Below are 7,342 nucleotides of genomic sequence, written 5' to 3'. Positions count from 1 at the left end.
TGGTGATACCATAAGCTTTAGTGTGAATGGCACAAACTATTCAGGCACCGTTGGTGCGGGCAATACGTTTAGCATAGCTGTAGCCGGTAGCGATTTAGCCGCAGATACCAGTTTTGATGTCAGTGTCTCAGGAAGTGATGATGCCGGTAACCCATTCACTGCCACCACCACCTCAACCCATAGCGTTGATACAACCATACCTAGTTTGAATATCACTTCGTCACAATCCACACTTGGACCTAATGGTTTAGCTCAGCTTACCTTCACTTTCTCCGAAGTCGTCACTGGTTTCACCTTAGGTGATATCGTAGTAGCAGGTGGTGCTGTTTCAAATCTAGTTCAAGATTCAATGGATCCTAAGATTTGGAGAGCTGATTTTACAGCAGATGGAAATGATATCAGTATTTCCGTAGCAAATGGCTCTTATCAAGACATCGCCGGAAATTCAGGAAATGGCAATAATTTAGATATTAATGTTAATCCCGACGCCAATAACGACATCATCAAAATATCAGCAACCACACCAACCATTCTAAAATCCGCTGGATTATTAGGCGAGCTATATAATACAAACAACCAATTAGATGGCGCAGGGTTCCCTGGCAATAGTGTTCTTGCTGAGGTGCAATCGATTATTGATAATCAAACGCCCAATGCGACGTTTGTATCAACTTCTATCAATTACAACGAAGGATCAGGTGACTTGGGCCAGGGGAATAATTTTGCTAATTGGATTGGGCCTGATGCGAGTTCAATTGAATATAATAACCAAACTAGTTCGAGCGATGCTATAGTCCGATTTACTGGCTATATGTCTTTTACAGAAGGTGACAATCGATTTAGAATTCGCGCAGATGATGGTTATATATTCCGCGTTAAAATCGATGGTGTGTGGGTTGATACAGCGGTTCAAGATGTGAATCAAGCACCTACCACAACAACGCATGGTGTCTTTTCTATCCCTAGCGATGGTGTCTATGAAATTGAAGTGATCTATTGGGATCAAGGCGGCCAATATGAATTGGAAGTTGAGATCGGACTAGATACCGGCTCAGGGTTTAGTTATCAAGTTGTGGGTGGTGATCTTCTTTCAAACATTGTAATTACACCCAATGAACTGCTTGCCAATGATACAGATGTGGATGGACCTGGTAATTTATCAATCATAGCGGTATCCAATGCCGTTGGCGGAACGGTAGAGATTGCCAATGATGGCAATATCGTCTTTAAGATAGATGCCGGCTATTCCGGACCGCTATCGTTTGATTATACCATCAGTGATGGTGCCGGCGGTACCGATACAGCATCCGTCCAACTCAAATACGATGTGCCAACGCTGGATATTGAAAATGGGTATGGAAACAATCTAACGGGTACTATTATCGAAGGTAGTTTGGTGGATATGGGGTATGACGGAGGCGGTTCAATTACGTTGAGTGATTCATTATTACCAAACGATTTAACAGCGAATGGTGATACGATCAATTGGGAAGTCAATGGTAATGTCTTATCTGGCTTTGTTGTGAGAGGCGGATTACCGGTCACTATTTTAGATATAACCGCTAACCCAACGAATGGCACTTATCAACTTCAAATATATGAACCTATTGATCAAGATTTTGATTTGTTTGACGTTGATTTAAGAGGAAACGGTTCCAATCAAGCTAATTTATATATCAATGAATCTGAACAATTAACCACTAGCAGTGCTAACCAAGTTGTTCATATCACGGCTAATAATGGCTCAGGACTAGTCAGCCGAACCAATAGTGGAATAGGTGTGGGCAGTAATCAAATATCAACCGGTGAGTCAATTTTGATGACCTTTATTGGTTCGGTATTTCAGGTGGATATTGACTTCCAGGGTAGTCGACAGACTTATTCATATACTGTCCAATATAAGGATGGGACTAGTGCTTCGGGAAGTGATAATTCATCAGGAAGCAATCCACTTAATATAGCTGATATTGGTAAAGAGATTGAGTCGATTGAAATTACAGGTATCAATCGGGTCAATGGTGGAAGTAGTAATTTCTATATCCGAGATGTCCAATTTGAACAAGCCATTAATGATCCCCTTAACTTAGATCTTCCATTTACGGCAACAGATGCCGATGGTGATCCAGTCGTTGGACAATTTGAAGTTGTTCTAACTCACACGGAATTAAATCTTTCCGATTTATCGGGTGAAGCAGGTGTTTTTGTGATGGAAACGGATAATGATACCTTGCTAATAGACAGTGCAAGCTTGAGTAATTTTAGTGGTAAGATTGAAGGTGGAGAGGGAATTGACACCATTAAATTCAATGAGTCAGGGCTTGATCTGACCGGTTCTGAACTCCATGACCACTTTGGTAGCGGCTTTGAGATTATTGATCTGGATGATGGTGGCAATAATACCATCAATCTCACGCTCGAAACGGTGAAAGAACTCTCTTCTGGCAGCGAGTGGAGTGTCACCGATACCAATAATAATACCTATGACAATGTATTGAGGATTGTTGGTGGCGATGAGCTGGGTGAAACAGATACGATTAATACAGACACAACTTGGACGCAAGTGGGAACGACCTCAGGCGGATCAACGCTTTATCAGCTTGGGCCAGATGCCGCGACTGCTCCGATTGTCGAGTTGGTAGATATTCCACCAACACAGATTGTTGAGGTATAATATTGGCTGAGTTCAATAAAGGCTAAGCCCATGTCAACCTTTCTACTTCCTTTTGCAATTTTTACCACCCTGTTTTTTTGGGCTTCAGCCTTTGTTGGTATTCGGCTTGGATTAAGTGATTTCTCACCCGGTGCTTTGGCATTGTATCGATTTTTTGTGGGGTCGTTGATTCTGTCGGTTGTTATCGGCAGTTTACAAAAGCTCCCATCTGTTTCCACCAAACATCGAATCCAATTAATGCTAGTTGGGGTCTTTGCGATTGGGGTATACAATTTTTGTTTGAATTATGGCGAGATTAACATTGATGCAGGCGTTGCAAGCTTTATTATTGGCCAAGTACCGGTGATTACTATTATTTTGTCGGTTGTACTTTTAAGAGAAAAATTGCCTTGGCGCTCGTGGATTGGAATACTCCTATCAATAATTGGATTGATGGTCATTGCTATGGGAAATAGAAAAGGGGCGTTTATTGACGCTAACGTATTGATCATTATGATTGCTTCAGCCTGTGGTGCGTTTTACACATTAACCCAGCGACGTTATCTAAAATTTTATCATCCTGTATCGGTCACAACCTGGGTGATGTGGGGTGGGACGTTGTCATTATTGGTATTTTTCCCACAACTGGTTGCCGAGATTAAACAGTCGTCGTTACAGGGTAATTTAACAGTTATCTATTTAGGCATTGGTCCTGCGGCTTTAGCGTATTTGGGATGGTGTTATATACTCAATCGAATGCCAGTTTCGAAAGCGGCATTGTATTTGTATGGATTACCTCTGATATCAACGATACTTGGCTTTATCATCTTACACGAATCCCCATCCCCTATGGGTTTAATTGGCGGGCTCATGGCAATCCTTGGTGCTGTTTTAGCCAGTTATTATCTTCGTCAGCAACCTCTACGAAGTGCGACACAGCAAAGTGAATAACATCGAAATTTGACGATGGTGGCGTACCTACTATAACCGCAGCCTATTCGAAGAGAGAGAGTTGAATAGCGCTCGGTATCGGTTGATGCTTAAGCTTTACCCCAACACCAATCAAGCGAACAGGCAAATTTTTACGTAAATAGCCTTCTGCTAAAAGTTGTTTATAGGCGGTTTCATCGATTTCTGTGCCAATGCATTCGATGGTCGTTTGTTGGAAGGTTTTAAATTTCAACTTAACAAATAAGCCATGGATTGGGTCAATGTTTCCTGCTCTGTCTAATCTTTTTTGCAAGCGAATGAGTAGTCCGGGAAGTGAATCAATGCATGATTGAATGTCAGGCAAATCTTGGGAAAAGGTCTCTTCAACACTGATGGATTTGCGAATACGATTCGGGTTAACCGGTCGCTCATCAATCCCACGGCATAACTCATAGAGCTTTTGGCCATAATTGCCAAATAATTGATTTAAATTTTCGAGCGTTAATTTTTGTAATTGTGCACACGTGTGGATGCCGATAGCGGTTAGTTTCTGTTCCATTTTTGGACCAACACCAAACAATTTGCGAACCGGCAAACTAAGCACAAATTCAGATACCGCTTCAGGCAGGATAACTTTTTGGCCATTGGGTTTATGCCAATCGCTGGCAATTTTGGCCAGGCTTTTATTCGGTGCGACCCCAGCACTGGCTGTTAATCCACGTTCTTCTTGAATTCGCTGGCGAATTTCTCTGGCAATCCAGGTGGCACTGCCTTGGCAACGGGAGGTATGGGTGACATCCAGATAAGCTTCGTCTAAGGATAACGGCTCTATGCAGTCGCTATAATCGGAAAAAATATTGCGAATATGCTGGCTTTCTTGCTTATACACCTCCATGCGAACCGGTTGTAATACTAATTTTGGACAAAGCTTCAAGGCTTGGGCGGTTGCCATAGCTGAGCGAACGCCGTATTTTCGTGCTTCATAATTACACGTTGCAATGACGCCTCGACGAATTGATTCACCCCCGACCGCAATAGGTTTAGTCTTTAATTCGGGGAAATCCCGCATTTCGACGGCTGCAAAAAAGCAATCCATATCAATATGAATGATTTTTCGACTCATAAACTCGTAAATACCCCTAATTTTCCAACATGCAATGGCATCGAATTAGGCTAGGGGGCTGATAGCCCATAAGCTGTGACCAATATTCGCCTGGCCGTTCCTTTATCACGATGTTCACCAAGGTAGACTCCTTGCCACTGACCGAGTGCAAATCGACCATTTTCGATGGGTAGCGTCAGGTTAACCCCCAATAGGGTGCTTTTTATATGAGCAGGCATATCATCAGGTCCTTCCATATTATGCTGGTAGCGTTGGATACTATCGGGTGCAAGTTGATTGTAGAACTCCTCCAAATCGCGCCTCACATCCGCGCAACAATTTTCAGTGATAACAAGCGATGCTGAGGTATGTTGTAAAAATAAATGGACTAACCCTGCTGATAGGTGGATGTTGTTTTGCAGAAGTGCTTCGAGTTGGGCATCAATACGATGAAACCCTCTTGACATCGGTGGTAACGTCAAAAGCTGCTGCCAGAATATGGGCGATGAATTAGCCATGTTTGAATCCATCTTTACAAGCAGGGGAGTTAGGCGTTGTTGACTGTTTCTCCCATTCCTCTGGAGTTTTTAAGTGCAGGCTCAAGGCATGCATTCCGTTAGTACGCTCTTCTTCCACTAAACTGTTGACTAAGCGGTGGCGCTTAATCAACGACATGCCTTCAAACGCTACGCTAACAGCGGTGACTTTAAAATGGGTTTGTGCGTTTTCGGGCACGTGATGACGGTTCGACTCGTCAACCACTTCGATGTAAACTGGGTTTAAGTGTGCTTTCAGCGTTTGTTCAATGCGATCTTTTCTATTCATAGGATATATTCAATTTAAAACTAATTAAGCTAGAGTATATCCTTTGTACCTGACATTTCTTAAAAAAAGCTGTCGTTGCGAACGTAGTGAAGCAATCCAGAACAGATTTCTGTTCAGAGATCGAACTGGATTGCTTCGCAGAGCTCGCAACGACAGTGCTTTTAAGGAATAGTCCAGCACAAAGGAGAATATCCTTATATTCTAACAAACTATTTAAAGTTGTTATATAACATTGTAGTATACTGATTTTCTTTGGACCGGTCATTTTTTAAAATAGCCGTCTTTGCGGGCTTTGCGAAGCAAGCTAAAATAGATTTTTGTTCAGGGATCGAGCTGGATTGCTTCGCAAAGATGGCAAAGACTGGCGTTTTATATTGTTGTCCGGTAAGTAGCCGATTTTCAATTTTAGTAGAATAATATGACAGTTAAAACACGATTTGCACCAAGTCCAACTGGATTTCTGCATGTTGGAGGCGTTCGAACAGCCCTTTTTTCATGGCTATTTGCCAAACACCATCATGGTGAGTTTTATTTGCGCATTGAAGATACGGACCAAACACGATCAACGCAAGAATCGGTCGAGGTGATATTAGATGGCATGAGCTGGCTTGGCCTGTCATCCGATGGACCTATTGTCTATCAAACCAAACGCTATGACCGTTACCATGAAATACTAGAAAACTTGCTCGATAGAGGCCTTGCTTATCATTGTCATTGTTCTAAAGATCGTCTGGAAGGCCTGCGGGAAGCCCAACTAGCGGCGAAAGAAAAACCCCGCTATGATGGTCATTGCCGGGAGAAAAATCTGCCTGCGAAAGCAGGGGTGTCCGTTATACGCTTTAAAAATCCTGTGGAAGGAACGGTGAAATTTGTCGATCATGTTTATGGCGACATTCATATCAACAATGCTGAATTAGATGATTTGATTTTGCTTCGTTCAGATAACCATCCAACCTACAATTTCAGTGTTGTCGTTGATGATATGGATATGGCAATTACCCATGTTATCCGTGGGGATGATCATATTAACAACACCCCAAGGCAAATCAATTTATACCAGGCATTGAATGCAACCCCACCGGAATTTGCTCATTTACCCATGATATTAGGCGAGGATGGTAAACGATTATCAAAACGACATGGGGCTGTTAGTGTTTTAGAGTTTAAAAAAATGGGTGTTCTACCTGAAGCCTTGCTAAATTACTTAGTTAGATTAGGATGGTCTGCTGGTGATCAAGAAATTTTTTCACTTGATGAAATGATATCGCAATTTAGTTTAGACAAAGTTAGCCGGGGTGCTTCAAGTTTTAATTATGAAAAATTATATTGGTTAAATCAACACTATATTCGCACACTGCAAGAAAGTCAGATAATGCCGGCTTTGCAATATCAGTTTGATGAATTGGGCGTCAATACCAGTCAAGGCCCTGAATTGTCTGCATTAATTTCCGTTTATGCGGATCGATGTGCAACCCTACATGATATTGCATCGCAAAGTACGATTTATTACGCTGATTCAGTAAGTTACGATGATTCATCGGTGAAAAAACATCTACGCCCCGTTGTGCTCGATGCCATGGTTGCTTTAAGACAAGCTTTTGCTCAAACGAGTCAATGGGAAAGAAATCAGCTTCAAGAAATCGTCAATGATATTTGTGTCCGGATGGATATGAATATGGCTAAGGTGGCCCAACCACTGCGAGTTGCAGTCACAGGCTCTAGTTCTTCCCCAGCCATTGACCAGACTTTGGAGTTAATTGGTAAAGAACGAACTTTGCAACGATTAGATACTGCCATTCAAATAATTGAACAAAGAGCGGCGCAGCAAAATTGAC

At 42.2% G+C, this 7,342-nt stretch carries 6 protein-coding genes; 3 read left to right on the top strand and 3 right to left on the bottom strand.

Annotated features, from left to right (window positions below; translation table 11 throughout):
• Window positions 1–2,671 (top strand): Ig-like domain-containing protein (locus AB3348_RS01965; protein WP_367605855.1); only part of this gene is annotated, 2,671 nt, incomplete at its 5' end.
• 30 nt (window positions 2,672–2,701) lie between these two features.
• A complete protein-coding gene (locus tag AB3348_RS01960) occupies window positions 2,702–3,601 on the top strand; it encodes a DMT family transporter (RefSeq protein ID WP_367605854.1) in 900 nt (299 codons plus the stop codon).
• Between the two features lie 43 nt (window positions 3,602–3,644).
• On the opposite strand, the gene dinB is transcribed toward AB3348_RS01960, so the two are convergent.
• From dinB to AB3348_RS01945, 3 genes are read right to left on the bottom strand one after another with little or no spacing between them, the layout of a single operon-like run.
• Entirely contained in the window at window positions 3,645–4,703 is a 1,059-nt protein-coding gene (dinB, locus tag AB3348_RS01955) for a DNA polymerase IV (RefSeq protein WP_367605853.1), read from the bottom strand.
• Between the two features lie 50 nt (window positions 4,704–4,753).
• Window positions 4,754–5,200, bottom strand: coding sequence for a secondary thiamine-phosphate synthase enzyme YjbQ (locus tag AB3348_RS01950; RefSeq protein ID WP_367605852.1), 447 nt, complete (start codon window positions 5,198–5,200; stop codon window positions 4,754–4,756).
• Window positions 5,193–5,507 (bottom strand): BolA family protein, encoded by a 315-nt coding sequence (locus AB3348_RS01945; protein ID WP_367605851.1) that lies wholly within the window; start codon window positions 5,505–5,507, stop codon window positions 5,193–5,195. Before AB3348_RS01945 ends, AB3348_RS01950 begins: the two co-directional genes overlap by 8 nt.
• A gap of 418 nt (window positions 5,508–5,925) precedes the next feature.
• Between AB3348_RS01945 and gltX the strand changes: the two genes are divergently transcribed.
• Window positions 5,926–7,341: a glutamate--tRNA ligase gene (gene gltX, locus AB3348_RS01940; protein WP_367605850.1), complete on the top strand. Its 1,416-nt coding sequence runs from the start codon at window positions 5,926–5,928 to the stop codon at window positions 7,339–7,341.
• Window position 7,342 lies beyond the last annotated feature (1 nt).

Origin of the sequence: Legionella sp. W05-934-2 (assembly GCF_964199965.1) — a bacterium.
Lineage (GTDB): Bacteria > Pseudomonadota > Gammaproteobacteria > Legionellales > Legionellaceae > JAFIFT01.
This window is presented reverse-complemented; position numbering and strand designations above follow the sequence as displayed.

Bases quoted from the DNA above. Each gene is read 5' to 3' on its own strand.
- AB3348_RS01960 (WP_367605854.1), top strand. From the start codon at position 2,702: ATGTCAACCTTTCTACTTCCTTTTGCAATTTTTACCACCCTGTTTTTT.
- AB3348_RS01945 (WP_367605851.1), bottom strand. From the start codon at position 5,507: ATGAATAGAAAAGATCGCATTGAACAAACGCTGAAAGCACACTTAAAC.
- gltX (WP_367605850.1), top strand. From the start codon at position 5,926: ATGACAGTTAAAACACGATTTGCACCAAGTCCAACTGGATTTCTGCAT.
- dinB (WP_367605853.1), bottom strand. From the start codon at position 4,703: ATGAGTCGAAAAATCATTCATATTGATATGGATTGCTTTTTTGCAGCC.
- AB3348_RS01950 (WP_367605852.1), bottom strand. From the start codon at position 5,200: ATGGCTAATTCATCGCCCATATTCTGGCAGCAGCTTTTGACGTTACCA.